This window comes from Shewanella frigidimarina NCIMB 400 (assembly GCF_000014705.1).
Lineage (GTDB): Bacteria > Pseudomonadota > Gammaproteobacteria > Enterobacterales > Shewanellaceae > Shewanella > Shewanella frigidimarina.
Genome location: NC_008345.1, coordinates 2,173,859 through 2,196,188, shown reverse-complemented (window position 1 = coordinate 2,196,188; position 22,330 = coordinate 2,173,859). Strand labels below are relative to the sequence as shown.

Genomic DNA, 22,330 nt, shown 5'->3' with positions numbered 1-22,330 from the left:
CAATAAACATGAAAGGAATAAGCGCTAATCTATATCGAAAAAAGCCGAGTCATCATAATGAGACTCGGCATGCTGATTAACGTTGGCTGATAGGCGCCACTTTACGAGGCTCACTGCCCACATAATCTGCACTTGGACGTATAATGCGGTTGTTCGATCGCTGCTCCATTACATGTGCCGCCCAACCGGTTAAACGTGAACAAACGAAGATTGGCGTAAATAACTTAGTTGGAATACCCATAAAATGATAAGCAGAGGCATGGAAGAAATCTGCATTGCAGAATAATTTTTTTGTGTCCCACATAAACTCTTCACACGCGACAGAAATGTCATATAGCGAGGTATCACCGTTTTCGTGAGCCAGCTTTTCAGACCACTTCTTAATAATCACATTACGTGGATCAGACTCGCTATAAATAGCATGGCCAAAGCCCATGATTTTTTCTTTGCGTTCTAACATCAATGCCATTTGCACTTTAGCATCAGCTGGCGAGCTGAACTTTTGGATCATATCCATCGCCGCTTCGTTAGCGCCACCGTGCAGCGGGCCACGTAATGAACCAATCGCACCAGTAACACAAGAATACATATCCGATAATGTTGAAGCACATACACGCGCGGTAAAGGTTGATGCGTTGAACTCATGCTCTGCATACAAAATCAACGACACATCCATTACACGGCGATGTTGCGCTGACGGCGTTTCACCGCGAAGCAGTTTAAGAAAATGTCCACCCAGAGAATCTTCATCGGTGGTGCAATCAATTTCTACACCGTCATGAGTGTAACGGTACCAAAAACACATGATGGCCGGAAATGCGGCTAATAAGCGGTTCGACGCTTTGTGTTGCTGAGTAAAATCGACTTCTGGCTCAAGGTTACCTAAAAACGAGCAACCAGTACGCATAACATCCATTGGATGAGCATCAGCAGGAATTAATTTTAATACCGCTTTTAGTGCATCAGGTAAATCACGCTGCGCTTTCAATTCTGCTTTATATGCAGTTAGCTGAGCTTGGTTTGGTAACTCGCCGTTAAATAATAAATAAGCGACTTCTTCAAAGGTAGCGTTATCAGCTAAATCAGAGACATCGTAACCGCAGTACGTTAGGCCTGAACCTGATTTACCGACTGTACATAATTTTGTTTCGCCAGCACTCTGACCGCGTAATCCTGCGCCTGATAATTTCTTGTCTACCATGATATCTTCCTTCTTATGCTTTTCACGATTTAGCCGTGCTAAATCGCGATTGTAGGGTATTGTTATTTTAGTTGTAATCGAGTCTTGCTGTCGTACTGAGGCCGTTATTTATTTTTACCTTCGGCAAATAAGCTGTCTAATTTTTGTTCATAATCGTGATAACCCAAATAGTCATATAAATCCATACGAGTTTGCATGGTATCTACCACTGCTTTTTGGTCGCCATCGGTTAAAATAGCACTGTAAACATTTTCAGCCGCTTTGTTCATCGCACGGAATGCACTCAATGGGTACAACACCATTGCCGCGCCCCACTCGCCTAATTGTTGCTTATTCCATAATTCAGTTTGGCCAAACTCAGTAATGTTAGCCAAAATAGGCACATCTAATGCTTCAGCAAAGGCGCGATAATGCTCTTCTGTTTTAATTGCTTCGGCAAAAATACCGTCTGCACCGGCTGCCACGTACGCTTTAGCACGCTCGATAGCGGCTTCTAACCCTTCTTGAGCAAACGAGTCAGTACGCGCCATGATGAAAAAATCTGGGTCGGTACGGGCATCAACCGCCGCTTTAATGCGGTCTACCATTTCTTCTACTGGCACTATTTCTTTATTTGGTCGATGACCACAACGCTTTTGCGCCACTTGGTCTTCCATGTGTACCGCTGCAGCACCGGCCTTTTCCATGTCACGAATGGTCTTGGCAATATTAAATGCCCCGCCCCAACCCGTATCAATATCCACCAGCAAAGGTAAATCACAGGCTGAAGTAATTCGTTGCACATCAACCAGTACATCATTGAGTGATGTCATGCCTAAGTCGGGTAAACCATAAGAGGCGTTAGCCACACCGCCACCAGACAAGTAAATGGCTTGATGGCCAATTTGCTTGGCCATCATGGCGGCATAAGCATTAATGGTACCGACAATTTGCAGTGGTTTGTTATTAGCTAATGCTTGACGAAATTTTTTACCTGCGCTCATGATATTTTCCTTATATGCAATTATGACCGTGGGCGTAACACGCCACACGCAAGACATTACGATAATTTGTGTTCGATATTATTTTTAGAATACATAATGTGGCGACGCATCAGCATTTCAGCTAATTCTGCATCACGATTTAAAATGGCCTGAACAATGTGTTTGTGTTCATCATAAGCGGTGGTCACACGCGGACCCGCCATGCCAAGTTGTACGCGATACATGCGCACTAAATGGTAAATTCCATCAAACAGCATTGAAATTAGGTGTTTGTTTTTACTGCCTAAAATAATCCGATAATGAAAATCAACATCACCGGCTTCTTGATAATAAGACTCGCCCCCTTTGACCTCGTCAAAGTGGGATTGTAATAAATGGTTTAAATCAGCGATTTCATCATCAGTCATGTTCTTTGCCGCTAAACGTGCCGCCATGCCTTCAAGTGATTCACGCACTTGATACAGCTCTATCAAGCCTTGCGGAGATAACGCCACCACACGAGCGCCTACGTTGGCTTTACGCTCAACAATATGGCACGACTCTAAGCGGTTAATGGCTTCACGGATCACGGCTCTACTCACGGCATACTTTGTCGACAATTCAGTTTCGCTCAATTTTGAGCCAGCCTGAATACGACCTTCGACTATATCGTCTCTAAGGGCTACAAAAGTCTTATCTGCAGAAGTAATCGGCTGGATCATATTCATACCTTGAATAATAAAAACTGACATTAAGAATTAGCTAAACAAAACAAGTTGTCGACAATATAGCACCTTTAAATCGTATAACAACCCCGAAAGGCACTTTTTGTCGACAATTATTCCATTTCATCATAAAGCGTTAGCTATTACCAATTTATGACACCACTCAATAAACCTTAAGTCAGCCCATGCTAATATTAGCCGCCACGGTATGACTCATCACGCCATTGTGGTTCGATGATTACTCCGCTATCTGTAGACACTATGTTGGGTTACACTCATCTTTATAAAGTGATTGAGACATCGATTAATCCAACAATAAATAGAACAATAAATACAATAAGGGTCTCTTGATGAGCCAACATTTAGCCTGCCAACTTGAATTGATCCATTTGTTTGTCCATGTCGTTAATGCCGGTGGGTTTTCACCTGCAGCACAAGAGTTAAAGTTGCCCATTGCCACTGTTAGCCGCAAGATCAGTAAATTAGAACAAAGCCTCAATACTCAATTGATAATGCGCAGTACCCGTAAACTTCGATTAACTGAAGAAGGTGGTGCGTTATTTGACCGTTATTATAATGTGGTGGCGCAATTTGATCGTATTTGTGGTCAAACTATTAATGAGCCGCAAAGCACCCTACGAATATCGACACCCGTTTCGATAACCTCGATGATATTAATTGAGGCCATCAATGACTTTTCCAAACAACATCCGCACATTCAACTGCACATCACCCAAAATAACAGCACCATTGATTTGATAGATGAAGGAGTCGACGTCGCCATTGTCGGTGGCGCGCAACCGGACTCATCTTGGGTATCAACATCGTTGGGAGTATTAAATTACGGCCTGTATGCATCACCTGAGTATGCCAAGCAACTCATTGAGCTTCGCCACCCAAAGCAGCTGGTTGATTATCAGTTAATTAAAGTGTGGCCGCTGTTTAACTGGACCTTAAAACATCACAGTGGTGAACAATATTATTACGATGGACCCGCTAAATTAACCCTAGGGGATTTACACGGCGCAATACGGGCAACTGTCGGTGATGGCGGGATTTTATATGGGCCAGAATTATTTGTTAAACCACAACTATTGAATGAAGAGCTAGTGCCTGTGCTAGCGGATTGGGCTGGTGAGCATCGACGTATCAGTATTTTGTATCATCAACGTCGTCAACAACCCTTAAAAGTAAAATTGTTTATTGAGTTTATTCAGCAACGTGCTGCCACTATCTTCGACTTGTTCTAATCGATTCGATTTTTGAGACTTAGATGCTTAGATGCTTAGATGCTTAGATGCTTAGATGCTTAGATGCTTAGATGCTTAGATGCTTAGAGTTTGAAGTGAAAGTTAAATCTACATTCGAAGTTGAATTGGAATTGGAAGTTGAATTTTAATTGGAATATGAAACTGAAAATTTTGATTAATAGCAGATTACTCTAACTTAAGTGGTTCGATTAATATCGCTATAGGTTAACGTGATGCCATCAACTGAAACACTCAGTCAATGACATCACTGGCAACTAACAGATGGCGACTAATCACTAGCCACTAATGTCTAGTATAAGTACACATTTAAACTACAGGCACCATGAGCCCCCACCACTAATGCTTGCTCAATATCAGCGGTTTTAGACGGACCCGCAATAAATAATCCTAATTCGCCTGGCTGTAGTGCCACTTGTTTAACCGCTTGGTGCATGTTGGCGACAATATTGTCTTTGGCCAATGCCAATATCAGGTTTTCACAAATAAAAGGCGTTACTCGATGACTGGGTTGATTAACCCAAATAGCGCCGTTTTCGGCCACACCAAGATCGCCAGGGATCACGGCATAATCAATATCAGCCAGATCGTGAGCGGTCTCAGGCACTTGGCGATTACCTTTAATACCGTCCAATAACGAGATCACCTGCATATTTTGTTGGATCAATTCATCTACAGCCTGTTGTAACGCTGCTAAACCGCCTTCACTATGCAGCGTGCCTGCTACTGTGTTCAAACTTGCATTAAATTGGCCAACAAGATCATCATTATTAGCAACAACATCCATGGCAGGCATAGCATGTTGATCCAAAGCCGATTGCTTTAGTGCAGATAAAATAGTGTGTTTATTCGACATATTAACGACTCCGATTCTTATTATACCAGCTGGCAAAGCTAGACTCTGGCGCGACAGGCAACTCACGGTATTTACCCCATGCACCACTAAACGGCTTGAGTAAACTCCCCGGTAATACTCGCAGTGCTAATCTTGCTGCAGACATAGACGTATTCATTAAGGTTTCATTAGCCATAAAACGGCCCACTAACGGCATATAGCCACCTTTGCCATACGGCAACCTCTTAGCTTCTGCTTTCAAACGACGATGATGGGCAATAATTTTATCTAACGGCACCATCGTTGGGCACACATAAGTACAACTGCCGCATAACGTACAGGCCCAAGGAATTGAGTTGGTATCGTCATGCTTAGCACCTACCGCAATACCAATAGGACCAGGAATCGTGTAGTTGTAGCTATAACCGCCTGAACGGCGATACACAGGACAGGTATTTAAACAGCCGCCGCAACGAATACACTTCAACGACTCAGCTAAAATTTTGTCTTTCATCATCTCAGTGCGACCATTATCAACAATGATCACATGCATCTCGCCGCCCTCTTGTGGGCCACGGTAAAATGATGAATAAGTGGTAATAGGTTGCCCTGTGGCATTACGGGCTAATGTACGCAACAACACCCCAACAGAATCCATATCAGGAACCACTTTATCGATGCCCATCGAGTGCAATTGCAACTTAGGCAAGTTAGCGCCCATGTCTGCATTACCTTCGTTGGTACACACAACAATCGCACCTTGGTCTGCTATCGCCATATTGACACCGGTCATGGCAGCATCTGCAGTAAGGAATTTCTCTCTTAAATGCGCGCGAGCAGCACGGGTTAAATACAGCGGATCAGACTCACCCGCTTTAGTGCCTAACTGTTGGTGAAATAACTCGCCCACTTCCTCTTTTTTCATGTGTATAGCGGGCACCACAATATGCGAAGGTGGCATATTGGCGAGCTGAATAATTCGTTCACCTAAATCGGTATCAACCACTTCAATGCCGTGGCGTTCTAAATACGGATTCATGTGGCATTCTTCGGTTAACATAGATTTTGATTTAACCAGTTTTTTAACCTTATGTTTCGCTAAAATCCCATGAACAATTTCATTGTGTTGCTGGGCATCGCTAGCCCAATGCACCTTAATGCCATTACTCAAGCATTGTTGTTCAAATTGCTCAAGGTACTGGGCTAAATGGCTCAAAGTATGCAGTTTGAGTTGCGAGCCAAGCAGCCTTAGTTGTTCCCATTCAGGTAAACTGCCTGCAGCGCGATCACGTTTTTCACGTAATGCCCACAGGGCTTTAGAATGCCAATCAACTCGGGTTTCATCGCGACAAAAAATATCAGCTTTATGGGCATGCACCTTAGAACCCGATGCGGTATATAGTTCGGTCATAGTGGCTCCTATAAAGCATCATTAATGATTTGGGCAATGTGACGGGTTTCAATCGGTAATTTTTGACGACGGATCATGCCATCTAAATGCAGCAAGCATGAAGGATCAAACCCCACGACATACTTAGCCCCAGTTGCCGCATGAGCTTGAGCTTTATCTTTACCCATTTTGGCCGACACCGCGCCTTCATCAACCGCAAACGTGCCGCCAAAACCACAACATTCATCAATACGAGCAGGATAGACAATCTCGAGCCCGGCAATGTTACCCAATACCGCTTCCACTTTATTAAAGCGTTGTTTACCCATTTGCTCTGTCGGCGTCGCTAAATTAAGCATACGAATACCATGACAGCTCATTTGCATGCTTATTTTGGCCGCTACAGGGCGGGCGAATGCTTTAATTGGGGCAATATCGTGCAAAAACTCCGTTAACTCATAAAGCTTACTAATAACCTCTTGGGCTTCTTGGCTGCCATCAAACTCATGGAAGTTTTCTTTAGCCGCCACCAAACAACTGGCAGCAGGACACACAATGGCATCACAATCGACACCTTTAAAAGCGTTGAGTAATTTAAGGGTGGTGTTTTTTGCTTCATCAAAACACCCCGAGTTTGTCATCGGCTGACCACAACAGGTTTGCCCAGCAGGAAATATGACTTGGTGGCCTAACTTTTCTAATAATGTCAGCGTTGCAATGGCCACTTCTGGCATCATTTGATTCACTAGACACGGTATAAATAGTGCTATTTTCATAAGTTGGTATTATCCCCAGGCGCGTTATTACACATCATCTGAGTGAGTTTAAAATCAACTCAGCAATGGCTAACGACTCATTATCGAGTTATCAATGTATGCCTATACCCTTATAAAATGTAGTGCTAATTAAGCAAATATCGCGGCAGACTTTTTCACTTTTGATCTAAAAACACTTTCATCAGCACCAAAAGCTCACATCAATAACGACAAAAACCGATGCTCACAGATGAATCTGCAATAAATAAGTGCAACACCATGGTATACATCGATGAATGGCAACCAGTAGTTAACATTGTTCATTAATTCAAGTCGGTAGCCTGCGACATTGTGTCGCAGTTTGGTGTTTTTATATTGTCAGAATGGTTGAGGTTAAGCACACTCATGTGATGGATAACGTCGGAAACATCCCCCGTTTTTAATAACTTATATCTAACTGACGTTATCGATTTTTGGTACACACTTTGGCGTTGTTTGGTTGATGGCTTTGAGTCGCAATCAAATGTCTACTCAATGCTTGGTGACTTTACTCAGCCTCTATCTGCTATGGGAATGGGGATAAAGGCTGATTAAAGGTATCAGTTTAAATCTGAATAAGATTATTGGGCCTCTATTGATATAGAGGCCTTTTTTTATGGTTTTTCACTTAAATTTTATACCTACACCCAATGAGACAAGCACCCCGATTAAGGTTGTGATGACCACAGAGATCAGTGAGCCAATCAGTACATACTCAGTCATGCTTCGATTGGCTGATTGATTTAACTCACCAAATCTGAATATCGACTTAGCGGCTAATACAAAACCCACAGCGGCATAGCTGCCCACCAACATAAACGTCAGTATTAATAATCGCTCTAGGTAACCAATCAACTCGCCACCCGCAACAAGGCCGCTCACATTTGCTGTCTTATCACTAACAGGTTCTGCAACACCATCGGTGTCGGTAACGGCGTCTGTGTCAGTATCCATTGCTGAGTTAACGATGGGATACTTATTCAACACAGCGCCAATCACAATTGAAGTTGGCTTTAGAATGAGTACATAAGCAAACACCACCAACACGCCATCGGAGAAACGTTCATGCTGTAACACTGCCTCAATCGATGCGCCATCTGCGACATGAAAAGCAATCGCAGCCAGTACCGAAACATGCAAAGCCTGATCAATAACAAAGTAGGCTAACTTATCTCCCTTTGGTGTAGTGACCTTCCATAAATCGATAATAAAATGACTTACCGCGACAATAACGATTAAGCAAACCGTTGAACGCCAATCAATTCCTAGTGCCATCGCAGGCACTAATAATGCAACGCCCTGTAAAGTCGCGTGAAGGTACAACTCAGGTGAACGGTAAGTGCGAGCTTTTTTAGCTTCTACCCACCGATCGGTCTGAAGATAAAAGTCACAGATGGTGTGAATTAATAAAAATGGAATGAGCACGCTGAAAAAATCAAACATACTTGAGCCCCGCGACTTTCTTTATAAACCGACAATTTAACTCATGGATCAACGGCCAACCAGACGCTTTAAGTGACTTGCTAACAGTCGCTGTAGCCACATCAAGCATGTCAGCTAACTCACTAATCGACAAATCCTCATTGGTTCGAAGCATTGGCAACATCACTTCACATTGGCGCGCAGTTAAGTCGTTAAGTTGCTTATCAAGATACTTAAACAGTAAGTCAAAATACTCAGTGAGAGCGATGCTATCGGAGCTAAACAATAATCGGTCATTCTTAAGGCCACTGAGTCCGCGGCCAGACAGCACAAATGCTTGCCCCATCGACTCCGACACCGACTCACGTAAATCGGCATTTGCCGCAATTGCAAAACTAATCCGGCTATCAAATGCTTTACCAAGCGCCTTAATACCAATCCGGTATATAACGGTGTATCTCAACGCATTTTCAATATCATGCACGACAGACTGAAACTCATCACCGCGCTCAATACTGTGCGCATTTTCGCTATGCCCCTCGCTAATCCAAGACTGGATAGATTTGATCTGTTTAAGTAGTAGCTCAAACTGCGCAGAGGTTAGCTTTGTTGAGTCAACAACATCGCCAACAATCACGGCTATAGGTTTATTGGTAGGCTCCACATAACGCTCCTTTGTTTGCAGACTTAGACCAATTTAGCCAAAAATGGCTAATAATGCAAGCTTAGCCATTTTTGGCTAATAACGACTACGTGCATTGATAGTACACAGGCTGATTTAGCCGTTTATGGCTAAAAATAAACATTTAGCCACTTTAGGCTAATGATAATATGCCTGGCAAGTCGACAGATACGTTAGATAACAATCCTGACTCAAGTGGCATAAAGCATGACACCAATCAAAGCTGATAGATTATCTCAGCATTACGACGAGCAGCTTAAATGCGAGCATCCGCCTACCCCAAAGAACTCAGATGCCTTGAGTCGATAGTATTTGTCTTCAACTTCTTGAGATTGCTCTGCGTAAGGCTGGGTCATCACCTTCTGCAATTCTCGAACGAGTGCATAATTGCCAACACTGGCTTGCTGATAAGCAGGCACCAGCAACCACTCGCGTAAAGTAAATTTAGGGTTAACGCGTTGCATCTGCGCAATAATATCATCACGGTTACGTGGCTGTGTGTCAGCGTTTTCGTCTGCAATAAGCATCGTGCTATTGCCCTCGGTGCCTAATAGTGTTTGCCACTGTACTAACCAAGCAGACCAGCGTTGCTCCAATCCTTGTGGGCCTTGCGCTAAGTCTCGGTAAAAGCTTTTTTTCAGTGGACCAATATCATCAGGCAACGACGAAAGCTCACGGAAGAATATTGTGTAATCCACTGGGGTTTGCAGCATCAGCGTTTCAAGCTCATTAAATAACGCCGCATCAAAAGTGTTAAGCCCAAGCTTAGCCGCCCACATCTGCTCCATCTTTGTTTGCATCTCGGTGGCAAAACCATCGACCAACTGCTGGAGCTGTTCTAGATAATCTGGTGTAGACATCAATAATGGGCTTAGTGCTGTACAAAACATCAAGAAATTACGTTCTGCTGCCACGCCTTGATTCAAAAATGCAAAATGTTGCCCGCCACCCGTCCATGGTTGATATTGTGGATTGAACACATCACAAAATCCAAACGGGCCGTAATCGAGCGTAAAGCCACCAGCGGCACAGTTGTCGCTATTAAAGTTACCCTGACAGTAACCAACACGGATCCAGTTCGCTATCAATGAAGTTAAACGGCTACGGAATTCACGAGCTAGCAAAAGCACTTTTTGTTCGTTAGTGAGTTTTTGGTCGATAACATCAGCGTATTCACGATCAATTAAATGCAACATCAACAGTTCAAGCTCTGCCATCGCTTGCGGATGTTCCTGCGTGCGGGCGCGGCGACCAAAAAGCTCAAGTTGGCCAACCCGAATAAACGAGGGTGCCACACGTGTCGAGATAGCAACCGCCTCACTAATCATTTGGTCAGGATCTTGTGCGTTAGAGCCCTCAGAATACCAAGGCCGCTGCACCGTCTCGGTTTTAGACACATACAAACTCAGCGATCGCGACGTTGGTACGCCAAGCGCGTGCATGTGTTCTTGCGCGAGAAACTCACGCACACTGGATCGCAGCACTGCGCGACCATCCGCACCGCGGCAATATGGCGTGCGGCCACCGCCTTTAAGCTGCATTTCCCAGCGTTTATCGTTAATCACAGCCTCAAGCACAGAAACAGCTCGACCATCGCCGTAGCCATTACCCGTCCTAAACGGACATTGTTGGATGTATTCGGTACCAAAAATGGACAATGCATATCCACACGCCCACCCAACCTTGCTCATTGGCTCTGGAACGTTCGACAGGTCACCGGAGAATAAGCTCATAAAATTGGCAGACTGCGCCATGCTGTCAGCAAAACCCAATTCAGCAAATAAGTTGCTGCTGTGTGCTACATATTCTGGATTTTCAATCGGCGTCGGTTTAACGGGAACGTAGTGGCCAGAGAATACTTGTCGCGGCGCGTGGTCGTCGCCATTAGCTGTCGCGTCAGGATCGCTGTTGAGCGTGTCCATCAATGAGTAGTTGACCAATTTAGCGAGATCGTCGACTGTCTCGACAGTAACGGGAGTTTGCTGGGACAGTTGATTAGTCATAGGGATACCTTGTTGTTTGAGTCGAAGGGTTGTTCACAACTTGATGGTTCATCGTGTCGACGATGATTCGATTTGTTCGATTTCTGGAAGCGGATCTTGTCAGCATATATGTCGAAGGCCTGCGCGGTATAATTAGAAAGAGCCTGAGAGAAATGGATGGAACCGACACCCATGGTAACGACTCGTTATACTAATGGAAAGCTTAGCTTGCTGCATCTGTAATGTATCTATTTCATCATATGATATATGGTATCTGAATTATGGCCTGCGGCCACTAACGTCGTGGCGTTTCACCCACACCAGATTTATCAAACTTCGTTTGAATTAGATCGCAAGGTTCCACCCTGCACGGGCCAAAAGGGGATCAACAGCAATCCCCTCTTGGATCACCCTTGCCGTTCCGGCAACATTTTCGCTATTTACAAAACAATAGCGGCGAAAAAATTGCGACGGAAATGGATCCAGCTTTTAACTTCATTTGAATCCTGCCTCGGACTTATTCGAAAATGCTAACGCTTCCGATGGGGCGTCCCTTCCCCCCGAAAGCTAGCCTGACATCCATGTCAGGACTCACGCTATTTTCTTCAACGCCCTCAAGTTCAGAGTTGAATCACGCCAATTGTAAGCAAGGTATGCAAATCATATATGCCCCATTATTCGTTAGAGTAAAAGATCATTCAAATGATGTTAGTTCCTTCCTTATTAAAAGTTATCCGAAGTTAAATACTTCGACCTAGCTAGACTGTACTCAATTATCTGACGTTCTAATTTTTAGGCCTATGTTTATCCTTAAAGCACTATGAGGGATTTGTTCAATTCTGCAGAGTAATTGATTTTACTAGTAAATGGTTTGGGGTTAAGCTAGAACAATCAGTTGGAACATTACAAAGAGATTACAATTTTGTATACGGACTTAAAAGGTTGGTATCACTATTCAGATAGCGATACAGTAATTGTATTTGTTCACGGCCTATTTTCAAATAGTGTCAAATGTTGGAAAAATGATGAAAAGCAGGTTTTTTGGCCAGATTTAATTAAGGATGATTTGAGGTTTGGTGAGCCAAGTATTTTTATGGCTGAGTTTCATACTAGCATTTCTTCTGGTGATTATAAAGTTACAGACTGTTCAAGTGAAGTCTTTAGAGCAATGTGTTTGAAGGATGAAAAATTTGGTCATTCTGTTATCGAAAAGACTAACATTATATTTGTAGGTCATAGTACTGGAGGAATAATTGCACGGCATATTCTAGAATCTCATCAGGATAATTTTAAAGACAAGAATATTGGTATAGCTCTATATGCATCTCCTTCCTTTGGTTCCTCATTGGCTAGCTACTTGTCTGTTATTACAGTTTTTTTTAATCACAGATTAATAAAGGAGTTGAGTTGGGGAAGTGATGTTCTGGATGATTTAGATGGTAGGTTTAGAGATCTTTTAGACTCTGACAAGTTGAAGATCAGAGGATATGAAGCCTATGAGAATAAACCTCCTTTTTTGGGTATGCCTAAAGTAGTGAATAAGCAATCAGCTGGAAGGTATTTCTCAGCTCCTAAAAATGTACCTGATACTGACCATTCTAGTATTGTTAAACCCTGCTCTAAGACTGACACATCTCATGAGCTTTTAGTGTTATTCTTTCAAAATAATGCTAGTTGGTTTATTAGTGAGCAGAAAGAAAGTAAAAATCCTAGAATATCACTAAGCCAGTTACATGATAATAAGGTTGAAGATGTGTTATTTGAATTTTATACACCTTCTAATGAAAAGTATTATTTAGAACGTGAAATTGATAAACAAATCTTTCAGACCATTACAAATAATCACCTTTGGCTATGTGGACCGACTGGTGTTGGGAAAACAGTGGCATTGCAGAGAGCTATTTGGAAGTCAAATAGTAAATTCAGATATATTTCACTAGGTTCATGTGTGAATGAAAGTGTTGATTACATGTTTAACGAAATTCTTTTAGAACTGAATCCTGAATTTGAAGTAAAGGAACAGTCTTTAAGTTTTTATATTAAAAGCATTGTCGACATAATAAAACGTCATTGTGAACATGATTCATTAATATTGCATATTGAAGAAATACCGATCCAAAACCAAACTATGTTTGATGAATTCTCTAAAGTCATATACTCAGTGCTTGTTAAGACAAGAGAAGTTGGTAATTTAAAGTTGATATTGTCATCAATCTTTGAACCAGCAGATCTAACTGGAACTGAATTTGAAAAGATAACAGAAAGATTTAAAGTTATTAAGAGTTCTTCTTGGTCTGATGTCAATATCTCCTGCTTAGTGGATATCATTGAAGATAATTTGAATGTAACACATGAAGGTTTTTTTGCGAAAGAGTGTTATGAAGGTTCTCCAAGAAAAATTAAGGTTTTTTACAGAAATCTTTTAGCACTGTATGAGATGAGAGCGTGATATGAGAAAGAATCTGAAGCCAGAAACGATTATTCCACAAGAGCTATATGTATCAAGAAATGCGGATAAACAAATTAGAGAGTTAATAGGTAACATGGGCCGGCCTGGATATATTTTGGTCTCTCGACAAATGGGGAAAACTAACTTATTAATAAATGCTAAGAGAAATTTGGAGTCTGACTCTGATATTATTACTTATATTGATTTGTCGAATAAACATGAAACTGCAAGAGATTGTTTTAGAAATATTGTCGATACAATTGTTGAAACAAATCCTAATTTATTGGGAAGAGCAGAGTTAGATATTGCTGAAAGACGCGAGAACGTGAAATCATCTGAACACAAAGAACATAGCTATGAACTTAGGCGTATATTGAAAGATGTAAAAGGTAAGTTGGTTATAAGTTTAGATGAAATTGACTCTTTAACTCAAGCTGATTATTCTGATAAGATTTTTGCTCAAATAAGAAGTGTATACTTTGATAGAGTTAATTTTAATGAGTTCAATCGATTGACATATATTTTGTCAGGAGTTGCTGAACCTAGTGATATAATAAAAGATAGCTCTATATCTCCATTTAACATAGGTCAGAAGATATTTTTAGGTGATTTTTCTGCGGCTGAATATAACGAGTTGCTAGTTAAGTCTGATATGCATTTAGATGTTGAAGTTAAAGATAGAGTTTTTTATTGGACGAATGGTAACCCTAGGTTGACATGGGAAATATGCTCTGAGATAGAGGATTTAGTCAATCAAGGTGTTGTATTAACAGCAGTAAATGTTGATAATATTGTTGATGTTATGTACTTGAAAAACTTTGACCGTCCGCCTGTAGATCATATTAGAACTCTGATATCGAAAGATGTAAAGCTTAGGGATGGTGTTATTGCTATTAAATATGGCAAAGAAGAAAGCTTATCTGACGATGTTAAATCAAAGCTATACCTAGCAGGAGTACTTGATTCTAATTACGAAGAAGGGACTATTCGGATAAAAAATAGAATTATTGATATGTCTTTAGAAGATGAATGGCTTGCAAATTTGGGTAAGACTGAGTCGTTATCTATGGGAAATGCCGATAGTTCATATTCTAACAAGGATTATCCGATTGCAATAAGGCAATATGAAGAGCTTTTGAGTCGAAAAGATAATTTAAGTTTTATTGAAGAAAACCAAATGTACTACAAGCTAGCCGCGTGCTATCTTAAAGCTGAAAAATATTATAAAGTTATTGAATATAGCGAACTTTGCAAATTTAGTCTAAGTGAAAACAAATCTATTTGTTTAGAGTTGTTATGGATGAAAGGAAGCTCATATGAAAAGACCAATAATAATGAGTTGGCATTAAAATGTTATAATGAAATCTTGGGTTTAGATTTTTCAACAAAAAGTGATATTTATTTTAGAGCAAAATTAGATGCGATACTCCTTGAGTTAGTTGATTTTGACAAAGTTTCAGAAGAATCTGTAAATAATATTTTTGGAAACTTTGTTTCTGAACTTCTAGAAGAGAGAGAGTCTGAAGAAAGTTCACTAAAGCCAATTGAAATATCATATTGGTTGTCTCTTTCTTACTATACTGAAGGAAGGTTTAGATTAGATCTTAAGATGTTTGAAAATGCAAGGTTTTGTTTTGAAAACTGTCTTAAACATGCTGATGATGATGCTAAGTTTTTTCCGGTTTTTGAGTTAATGAAACTTATAAAGATACTCAATCTTGAACTAGATGTGTCTAATTCATATTTCGATATCATTGTCGATTTAGCTAGTAATAAAGAAAGAGTTGTATCATTGGATTCAAATGACTTTACAATTACAGGGAAGTTTATAAAAGACTTAATAGTATACTCGGCAAAAGTTTTTGATGATGAAAAAACTCAACTCCTCGTTGAAATATTCAGTCGCAATATAAAAGTTAGTGGTGGTAATTTTTACTCTCTTGTTATTGAGTCTGCTAGCGAGTTTATTAAGTTAAGTGATAATAAAAATAGTCTATTGTTGTTGAATTGTGTGTTTTCTGTTAATCGAAAGATCGTAGATCCTGAGGAGTATTTTTTCGCTTCTAAGTTTATTTCATTTTTTGATCAAAATAGTGATAGCGCTAAGAGTGTGTATTTTCAAGGATTTCAAAATTATGTGGAAATATCAGATAATATAGATATAACAATATTTGAACGTGAGATTATTCGTCTTAGAGGTATTAGTGATTTTAAAAGAGGGGACGCATTGTGTGATATCGTTTTAAATTCTGATGGGAGTTTGAAAGGCGATATTAGTGCGAGAATGATACCTATCCTATTTTTGAAAATGTTAATTCATGATTCTGCTGAAAAACGATTACAATTTGCATATAAAATTAATAGTAAACTAGATGAGGTGGATTCTTCAGAGTATGAGAGTGCTAGGCTTAATAGAAAGATAGTTAATCATTTTAAGTTGAATGCAAATAGAATTATTTTTGAAAACACTCCAATTGAACAAGTTAAGTATACAAGCAAAAGATATAAGAGAAATGATAAGGTTAGGGTTAAGTTCTCTGATGGAAAAGTGGAAATAAAAAAGTTTAAACAAGTTCAAGCTCAGTTGGAGAGTGGTGAGTGTGAAATAGTTTGATATTCTTTAGAGCAACTAATAGGCCCCCCTTGTTAGTTGGCAAGCATTTGTAATTTAGTAGGGTCAGAGTCTGAGGGATCCCCACGAATTTAATAGGATGCTTGTGGTTCCCTTACTAAATTTTGAAGCATCTTAATTGCTGACATCCAATGCCATTTCAACAGCTTCAAATTCTTATCCTTGTCGGCTCTCAAGCCAATATATTGGTTTGAGAGCACGTTGCGGTGCTTTATTGAGTTAGCTTGATATTGCCTGTGCTTATCAGCTGCTTTGACAGCCAAACCAAGCAGGTAAAGTAATTTAATGGGGTCAGTAATTTAATGGGGTCAGGGTCTGAGGGATCCCCACGAATTTAATAGCATGCTTGTGGGTCCTTGATTAAACTTTGTAACGTCTTTATTCCTGCTAGCCAGTGAGACTTCAACAACCTCAAATACTTATCTCTGTAGGCTCTTAATCCTATAAATTGGCTTGATAAAACATTACGATGTTTGATTGAATTCGCTTGGTATTGTCTATGCTTATCCGCTGCTTTAACTGCCAAACCTAGCAGGTTCAACATAAATTGAGATAGACAGGCAATGAGCAGTAGAACGCTTAATTTATCCTTAATTCTACTGCCACTATCATTCATTTTTAGACCCGTTTTAACATCTCTAAAGCTTTCTTCTATCTGCATTCTAGTCGCATAAATTTTTACGACTCGTTTGGCTGTAGCACTTGAATGACAAAGTGATGTAGCAAGTAACCAAGGCTCTTTTTCACGCTCTGCACTTGACCGAGATTGTTTGCTCCGTCTGGTTCTATCACCCGTTGCAGTTCTATCTTTTCTTCCTTTATCTGTACGTTTGAAGATCACTAAGCGTGAACAGAAAGACGCCTGCTCACCTAAAAAATATACCCCAAGATTCTTAGCTCTTGCACTTGCTTGTATGTATAGCCTTTTGACTGGATACCAATGATGAACAATCGTTTTTCTACAATGTGTTCTGTTTCTGAATCGCCCCACATAATCCCAATCAAGTGACAGTATTTGTTTAAACCATGGTATTCGAAATCCAGCATCAGTCACGATGATAGGCTTGCAGTCATTAGGTAGCATCGCCTTAAGTTTGGTCAAAAAGGATAGATGAGTTTTAGGCTTCTCTTTTTTGTTTAGCGGATGTATTTCTTCATAAAGTGTCAATGAGCGCCCTTGAGCCGCCAAAGATGCTCGAATGAGAAAATGCTGCTTACGGTCATCAAGATCTGACCAATCGATATGAATAATGGGTTGCTTCATTTTCCCGACGAGCAAGCAGGTCATACGGGTATAAATGAACTCAATATCACGATGAAGATAAGGATTACTACAAAGCCTATCAACCCGCTTAATCTTATGTTTTTCCTTGGCTTTACTTTCAATATCACGGCCAAGCCCTGTGATTGATAATGCTCCACCATTCATTGAGCTTTCAATTGCAGAGAACAGACTTTGTCGGCGAGTTTTGTGCATTAACGGGGTGACAAGTGAGAGGCATTTTGATAAAACTTGTTTTGCATTCATGGCATTTACTCGTGGTAATTTTTGTTTGGCGATAAATTTGATCACCAAATGCCATGAATGTTCCTCAGTTTTTAACCTATCTCATTATTTTTATTCATTCTTTTGTGGGGATTCGTCAGGGTCAGGGTAAATTTTATAAAAACAGTTCAAAACTTGTCCATTAAGCTAGCTTCGGTCTAAAAACGAGCTAGTCACTGCTTTAAAATATCTAAATTCAACTCTGAACTTGAGGCCGTCGAAGAAAATAGCGTGAGCTGGCCATGGATGGCCCGCTAGCTTTCGCGGTACAGGATGTACCATCGGAAGTGTTAGCATTTTCGAATAAGGCTGAAGATGGTTACATTCGCTGTCAGAAGCTCGATAATTTCCGTCGCAATTTTTTCGCTGCTGTTTTGTTTGGTTAAAAGCGAAAATGTTGCCGGAACGGCAGGGGTGATCCAAGAGGGGATTGCTGTTGATCCCCTTTTGGCCCGTGCAGGGTGGAACCTTGCGATGTTAGTCTGGTGTGGGTGAAGCGCCACGACGTTGGTGGCCGCAGGCCATATTAATCCAATCCCAACTCCCCTATTCTATCGATTATCTGCCGTTGGCTTTTTCAGCAATTTGCGCTGCAAGGTTCTGCGGTGCATGCCCAGTTGGCGGGCAGTTTCTGATACGTTACCATTGTTGGTGGCGAGGACTTGTTGAATGTGTTCCCATTCGACCCGTTTGGGGTTAAGGGGTAGTTCTTCAATATCATCATAAGTCGTTGTAGTGTCTGGTGTGACTAATAATGCATTTAATAAGGTTTGAGTGTCGACGGGTTTGGCGAGGTAATTGTCTGCGCCGAGGCGGATGGCTTCTACCGCAGTCGCGATGCTGGCAAAGCCAGTGAGCAATACCATGTGGACGTTGGGTAATAATTGTCTTAACGGTTTAATTAACGACAAACCATTATGTTCAGCCAGTTTCATGTCTAACACGATATGCGTTGGCACAAATTGCCTGGCCATTAATAAACTGTCGCTGGCGTGATGGCAGGTTTTACACTCAAAGCCATGCTTACCGAGGCGGCGAGCTAAAATGGTCGCTAGGGCTAAATCGTCTTCTATAATCAATAGCTTGTTCATCATGTTCTCAATTCAGCTGGTATTTACTTCAACGTCTGTTTACTTCGACTCGCGTCTATTCGTTTAAAATAGCTGCAACTCGTTTTTTGTACGCTTAACGGCAACGTCACGATGGCTTCGGTGCCGCATTCTGAATGTGGTTTAAGGTATAACTTACCGCCTAAACGCTCAAAGCTGGTGTGACTTAATAATACCGCGATGCCCATCCCTTTGGGACTTTTTACCATGTTACTGCCTAAAGTTTGTAATAAATGAGTCGCAATACCGACACCGTAATCACGTATAGTCATACTCAGCTGATTGGGTTGTGACAAACCAATATTGATATCTACGCGGGTCTGGTGTTGGTTATCTTCACTGGCTTGAATGCCATTTTGAATTAACGCCATTAATGCAGGCAACAAGCTCATGTCGGTCATGACTATACATGACTCAACTTGTGGTGCTATGGCGATATTCAGTTGTGCTTCTGGCATCAACAAACTTATCTGTTCGGTTAAGGTTGCCACTAATTTGTCGACACGCTGCTCTGTCAATTTGTGCTCTCGTATCGACTCGGTCGCTAAACGTAAGTCTGCTAAGGTGACCTCGCAGCGATTCAACGCTTGCTGCATTTCGCTGATCAATTCCATTTGTTCTGCATCATGATGGGTATCGACTAACTCATCGGTGAGTAAACGCAATGTGGCTAATGGCGTTGCTAGTTGGTGGGCCATTTGCGCTGATGCGGTGCCTAAGGCCAATATTTTTTCCTGGCGTAACTGCGCTTCACGTAAATAACGTAGCTCGGCATTTTTTTGCCTAATGCGTTTAGCAATAAAGCCTACGGTAACGGTTAACACCAATGCGGAAATCACAAAGTTAAACCACATGCCTAAATAGTGCGATCCCATGTCCATACTGTGGCTTGCAGGCATAACATGATTAGCAGTCATTGGCATTTGGCTCATGTCATGATCCATTACCGAGCCACTATTTTGTTCGGTGATATCAACAATCATCAAAGTATAAAATATCGTCGATACGATGGTTAAGCACCACGGTGCCCATCTAGGTAAGGTAATCGCTGAAATCGCAATCGGTAATAACAGCAATGAAACAAAGGCATTGGTTGCTCCACCGGTAAAATATAACCAGGTGGCCCAAAACAAGGTGTCTAACAATAAGGTTAAAAACAACAAACCATTGTTGTTCATGCTTAGTCGATAAAATCGGTAGCTAAAGCCGACATAACAAGCTTCAAATATGAGCACGTAAGACAAGGTTACTGGAGGCGTGGTTAAGCCAAATAAGTCGGTAGCAAACAGAATAAGGCCGATTTTAAGGCCCCAATTGACTAATCGCAGTAACGCTAATTGTTGCTGACTTGCATTAAAAGGCAGACTCGCATTTGTCATACTATTATTTATCCTAATTTTTATGATGCATTAAGCTAAAGAACCCGCTTTCAAATGTTAGAGCCTTACATCACTGCAATTGTGGAGCATTTTATCAAAAATTTACCCTTGCAGTGCCAATATTAACGATATTAATTCAGCGAAGCAGACTCACTTTTTTAGTCAATAATAAAATTAACAACTAACAAAAACGCCTCGCCTAGCGTTAAATATGTAGATACAATGCATATCGATTCAAATAACAAAATCAACCAACTGAATTATAACCCCTCTTACAGGGTTATTAACGCATTTGGACGTTGGCAGTGTTTGCATTCATAGGTCATTTTTTCGAAATGTAACCTTTTTAAATATCTAATAATAAAACGATAAAACCAAGGAAGTTGTTCAATGATTAACGACATTATATCGCTCGCCAACAATGTGCTATGGGGCGAGTACCAAGTACTCATTTATATATTGGTATTTGCCGGTATATGGTTTTCATTGAAATTAAGATTTATTCAACTTCGCCATTTTGGTTACATGTTTAAAGTGATGAAAGGCAGCACACAAGGTGACAAATCTGGCATTAGCTCGTATCAAGCATTATGTACTGGCCTCTCTGCCCGAGTGGGAACCGGTAATTTAGCCGGTGTCGCGATGGCGATTTCGTTGGGTGGCAGCGGCGCAGTATTTTGGATGTGGGTTATTGCGCTACTGGGTATGGCAACTGGATTTGCCGAAAGTATTTTAGGTCAGTTGTATAAAGTGCGCGACGACCATAAAGAATACCGCGGTGGACCCGCTTATTATATCCGCGCTGGGCTGAATAAACCTTGGTTAGCGGTATTATTCGCGCTGTGTTTATTCCTGGGTTACGGCATTAGTTTCAGTGCCATGCAAGCCAACACAATTACTGACGCACTCAACCACACTTTCGAGTTATCGCCGGTATATTCCGGTGCGGTTATTACGTTTATTGCTGGCATCATCGTTATGGGAGGTCTTCGCAGTATTGCGCGTTTTGCTGAGTTCGTGGTGCCGTTTATGGGATTGGCATTTATTTTATCCGCGGTGGTGGTCACCATTATTAATATCCAACAAGTACCCGGAGTATTGATGGATATTATTAACTCTGCTTTTGGGTTAAATGAAGCGGCGGCTGGCGCACTGGGTGCTGCGATTAAAAATGGGATTCAACGCGGGTTATATTCTAACGAAGCTGGCGCCGGTAGTGTGCCGCATGCCGCAGCTGGTGCCACACCGGTTCCTAATCACCCGGTTGCACAAGGTTACGTACAAATGCTTGGGGTGTTTATCGACACTATGGTGTTGTGTAGCTGTACCGCGATTGTGATTTTATTGGCTCAAGGCAGTATTGGCTCTGAAATGGAAGGTATTCGGATCACTCAAAACGCCATGACTTACCATATGGGAATAAGCGGCGATATGTTTGTTGCCATCATTATTACCCTATTCTCTTTTACTTCTGTGGTGGCCAACTATGCTTATGCCGAAAGTAACTTACATTTATTTAAGCTCGACAATATCTATGGCCGCACCATTTATACACTTTTGTATTTAAGCATGGTGTATTGGGGCGCCAATGCCTCATTAAAAGAAGTGTGGAACATGGCCGACATGGCACTAGGTTTAATGACGGTAGTGAACATCAGCGCCATAATGCTGTTAACCCCGACCATCGTAAATTTAACTCGCGATTATCAAGTTAAACTTAAAACCACTAACAAGCCTGAATTCAAACTGGCCGATGTGAAAATACAAGGTAAAACAGAAGACGGTGTGTGGTCTTAGCCTGTAATCAACGTATTTATACAATAGAGTTAACTTGAGTGTAATTTAGTGGTTAGTTTTAAAGCGGAATTGAATAAATTAGTTCAATTCCGCCCCTATATTTACAATAGCGCCATTACGACCACACTAATACAACAGAACTATGACAACAGAACTA

General features: G+C 41.2%; 16 protein-coding genes and 1 pseudogene. 4 read left to right on the top strand and 13 right to left on the bottom strand.

Features of this window, described 5'->3' with window-relative positions; translation table 11 throughout:
• Positions 1–76: 76 nt before the first annotated feature.
• The 3 genes from prpC to SFRI_RS09540 all read right to left on the bottom strand — a co-directional run bounded on the left by prpC (position 77) and on the right by SFRI_RS09540 (position 2,885).
• Positions 77–1,201: a bifunctional 2-methylcitrate synthase/citrate synthase gene (gene prpC / locus SFRI_RS09550; protein WP_011637322.1), complete on the bottom strand. Its 1,125-nt coding sequence runs from the start codon at positions 1,199–1,201 to the stop codon at positions 77–79.
• Positions 1,202–1,305: 104 nt separating this feature from the next.
• Positions 1,306–2,184, bottom strand: a complete 879-nt coding sequence (prpB, locus tag SFRI_RS09545; RefSeq protein WP_011637321.1) for a methylisocitrate lyase — start codon at positions 2,182–2,184, stop codon at positions 1,306–1,308.
• Between the two features lie 56 nt (positions 2,185–2,240).
• Positions 2,241–2,885: a GntR family transcriptional regulator gene (locus tag SFRI_RS09540; protein ID WP_011637320.1), complete on the bottom strand. Its 645-nt coding sequence runs from the start codon at positions 2,883–2,885 to the stop codon at positions 2,241–2,243.
• Between the two features lie 353 nt (positions 2,886–3,238).
• Here SFRI_RS09540 and SFRI_RS09535 point away from each other — a divergent pair, with 353 nt between their 5' ends.
• Positions 3,239–4,138: a LysR family transcriptional regulator gene (locus SFRI_RS09535; protein ID WP_011637319.1), complete on the top strand. Its 900-nt coding sequence runs from the start codon at positions 3,239–3,241 to the stop codon at positions 4,136–4,138.
• A 310-nt stretch (positions 4,139–4,448) separates the two neighbouring features.
• On the opposite strand, the gene SFRI_RS09530 is transcribed toward SFRI_RS09535, so the two are convergent.
• From SFRI_RS09530 to SFRI_RS09505, 6 genes are all read right to left on the bottom strand, one after another.
• Positions 4,449–5,012, bottom strand: coding sequence for a LutC/YkgG family protein (locus SFRI_RS09530; RefSeq protein ID WP_011637318.1), 564 nt, complete (start codon positions 5,010–5,012; stop codon positions 4,449–4,451).
• Between the two features lies 1 nt (position 5,013).
• Positions 5,014–6,402 (bottom strand): lactate utilization protein B, encoded by a 1,389-nt coding sequence (locus SFRI_RS09525; RefSeq protein WP_011637317.1) that lies wholly within the window; start codon positions 6,400–6,402, stop codon positions 5,014–5,016.
• A gap of 8 nt (positions 6,403–6,410) precedes the next feature.
• On the bottom strand, positions 6,411–7,157 hold the full coding sequence (locus tag SFRI_RS09520; RefSeq protein WP_011637316.1) for a (Fe-S)-binding protein: 747 nt from the start codon (positions 7,155–7,157) through the stop codon (positions 6,411–6,413).
• Between the two features lie 642 nt (positions 7,158–7,799).
• Positions 7,800–8,618 (bottom strand): DUF3307 domain-containing protein, encoded by an 819-nt coding sequence (locus SFRI_RS09515; protein WP_011637315.1) that lies wholly within the window; start codon positions 8,616–8,618, stop codon positions 7,800–7,802.
• Positions 8,611–9,261, bottom strand: a complete 651-nt coding sequence (locus tag SFRI_RS09510; RefSeq protein ID WP_011637314.1) for a MarR family transcriptional regulator — start codon at positions 9,259–9,261, stop codon at positions 8,611–8,613. The genes SFRI_RS09515 and SFRI_RS09510 overlap by 8 nt, the downstream gene beginning before the upstream one ends.
• A gap of 260 nt (positions 9,262–9,521) precedes the next feature.
• Positions 9,522–11,282 carry a protein adenylyltransferase SelO gene (locus tag SFRI_RS09505; RefSeq protein WP_011637313.1) on the bottom strand — a complete coding sequence of 587 codons (1,761 nt, stop codon included), beginning with the start codon at positions 11,280–11,282 and terminating at the stop codon, positions 9,522–9,524.
• Between the two features lie 874 nt (positions 11,283–12,156).
• Here SFRI_RS09505 and SFRI_RS09500 point away from each other — a divergent pair.
• Entirely contained in the window at positions 12,157–13,710 is a 1,554-nt protein-coding gene (locus SFRI_RS09500) for a hypothetical protein (protein WP_011637312.1), read from the top strand.
• A gap of 1 nt (position 13,711) precedes the next feature.
• The gene (locus SFRI_RS09495) at positions 13,712–16,324 is read left to right on the top strand and encodes an AAA-like domain-containing protein (RefSeq protein ID WP_011637311.1); all 2,613 of its coding nucleotides are present in this window, start codon (positions 13,712–13,714) and stop codon (positions 16,322–16,324) included.
• Between the two features lie 89 nt (positions 16,325–16,413).
• Here the strand turns inward: SFRI_RS09495 and SFRI_RS21535 are convergent.
• From SFRI_RS21535 to SFRI_RS09475, 4 genes and pseudogenes are all read right to left on the bottom strand, one after another.
• Positions 16,414–16,623: pseudogene (locus SFRI_RS21535) on the bottom strand (IS4 family transposase); the annotation flags it as partial.
• Between the two features lie 53 nt (positions 16,624–16,676).
• Positions 16,677–17,870, bottom strand: a complete 1,194-nt coding sequence (locus SFRI_RS09490) for an IS4-like element ISShfr1 family transposase (protein WP_011637310.1) — start codon at positions 17,868–17,870, stop codon at positions 16,677–16,679.
• Between the two features lie 569 nt (positions 17,871–18,439).
• Positions 18,440–18,979 (bottom strand): response regulator transcription factor, encoded by a 540-nt coding sequence (locus tag SFRI_RS09480; RefSeq protein ID WP_041412921.1) that lies wholly within the window; start codon positions 18,977–18,979, stop codon positions 18,440–18,442.
• A gap of 23 nt (positions 18,980–19,002) precedes the next feature.
• Entirely contained in the window at positions 19,003–20,376 is a 1,374-nt protein-coding gene (locus tag SFRI_RS09475; RefSeq protein WP_011637308.1) for a sensor histidine kinase, read from the bottom strand.
• 390 nt (positions 20,377–20,766) lie between these two features.
• Between SFRI_RS09475 and SFRI_RS09470 the strand changes: the two genes are divergently transcribed.
• A complete protein-coding gene (locus SFRI_RS09470) occupies positions 20,767–22,173 on the top strand; it encodes an alanine/glycine:cation symporter family protein (protein ID WP_011637307.1) in 1,407 nt (468 codons plus the stop codon).
• Positions 22,174–22,330 lie beyond the last annotated feature (157 nt).

Excerpts from the sequence above, each read along its gene's own strand:
- prpC (WP_011637322.1), bottom strand. The coding sequence starts at position 1,201 with ATGGTAGACAAGAAATTATCAGGCGCAGGATTACGCGGTCAGAGTGCT.
- prpB (WP_011637321.1), bottom strand. The coding sequence starts at position 2,184 with ATGAGCGCAGGTAAAAAATTTCGTCAAGCATTAGCTAATAACAAACCA.
- SFRI_RS09540 (WP_011637320.1), bottom strand. The coding sequence starts at position 2,885 with ATGATCCAGCCGATTACTTCTGCAGATAAGACTTTTGTAGCCCTTAGA.
- SFRI_RS09535 (WP_011637319.1), top strand. The coding sequence starts at position 3,239 with ATGAGCCAACATTTAGCCTGCCAACTTGAATTGATCCATTTGTTTGTC.
- SFRI_RS09530 (WP_011637318.1), bottom strand. The coding sequence starts at position 5,012 with ATGTCGAATAAACACACTATTTTATCTGCACTAAAGCAATCGGCTTTG.
- SFRI_RS09525 (WP_011637317.1), bottom strand. The coding sequence starts at position 6,402 with ATGACCGAACTATATACCGCATCGGGTTCTAAGGTGCATGCCCATAAA.
- SFRI_RS09520 (WP_011637316.1), bottom strand. The coding sequence starts at position 7,157 with ATGAAAATAGCACTATTTATACCGTGTCTAGTGAATCAAATGATGCCA.
- SFRI_RS09515 (WP_011637315.1), bottom strand. The coding sequence starts at position 8,618 with ATGTTTGATTTTTTCAGCGTGCTCATTCCATTTTTATTAATTCACACC.
- SFRI_RS09505 (WP_011637313.1), bottom strand. The coding sequence starts at position 11,282 with ATGACTAATCAACTGTCCCAGCAAACTCCCGTTACTGTCGAGACAGTC.
- SFRI_RS09495 (WP_011637311.1), top strand. The coding sequence starts at position 13,712 with ATGAGAAAGAATCTGAAGCCAGAAACGATTATTCCACAAGAGCTATAT.
- SFRI_RS09490 (WP_011637310.1), bottom strand. The coding sequence starts at position 17,870 with ATGAATGCAAAACAAGTTTTATCAAAATGCCTCTCACTTGTCACCCCG.
- SFRI_RS09480 (WP_041412921.1), bottom strand. The coding sequence starts at position 18,979 with ATGAACAAGCTATTGATTATAGAAGACGATTTAGCCCTAGCGACCATT.
- SFRI_RS09475 (WP_011637308.1), bottom strand. The coding sequence starts at position 20,376 with ATGACAAATGCGAGTCTGCCTTTTAATGCAAGTCAGCAACAATTAGCG.
- SFRI_RS09470 (WP_011637307.1), top strand. The coding sequence starts at position 20,767 with ATGATTAACGACATTATATCGCTCGCCAACAATGTGCTATGGGGCGAG.